At 73.2% G+C, this 496-nt stretch carries 1 pseudogene; it reads left to right on the forward strand.

Annotation, left to right across the window (positions count from 1 at the left end):
• Positions 1-40 precede the first annotated feature (40 nt).
• Positions 41-496 (forward strand): annotated as a pseudogene (locus tag FV222_RS28855) (ferredoxin--NAD(+) reductase); the annotation flags it as partial.

The following is a 496-nucleotide window of genomic DNA, read 5'->3' on the forward strand; positions in this document are numbered from 1 at the left end:
CACGGGCACCGTCACCGATGTCCGCGCACTGACCGCACACGTGATCGAGCTGGTTGTCACCGTGAACAAGGACCTGCCGCTCGGCCCCGGCGCCCAGGTCGCCCTCGCGCTCGACGGCGTCGGCCTGCGCACCCTGTGCCCGACCCTGCGGGTCGACGGCTCGGCGGAGCTGAACGAGCTCGTGTTCCACCTCGCGCGGGACGAGGACGGCTGGTCGCTCGCCGACTCGCTGCCGCTGCACGCCGACGTGAAGGTCCGCGGACCGGTCGGTCGGGCTCAGTACCGCCCCGGCGGCGGGCGCCTCGTCCTCGTCTCCGCCGGCTGCGGTTTCGGCCAAATCTGGTCGATAGCCCGGGCGGCGCGCTACATCGAGCCGACCCGCGACATGTGCGTCGTCGTCGGCGCGCGCGATCCCCTCGACCTCTACATGCGCGAGAGCCTGGAGTGGCTGCGGGCCACCGGCGTCGGGCGCATCGTGCTCAGCGCCGACCGGAGC

Origin of the sequence: Methylobacterium sp. WL103 (assembly GCF_008039885.1) — a bacterium.
GTDB classification, from domain to species: Bacteria; Pseudomonadota; Alphaproteobacteria; order Rhizobiales; family Beijerinckiaceae; genus Methylobacterium; species Methylobacterium cerastii.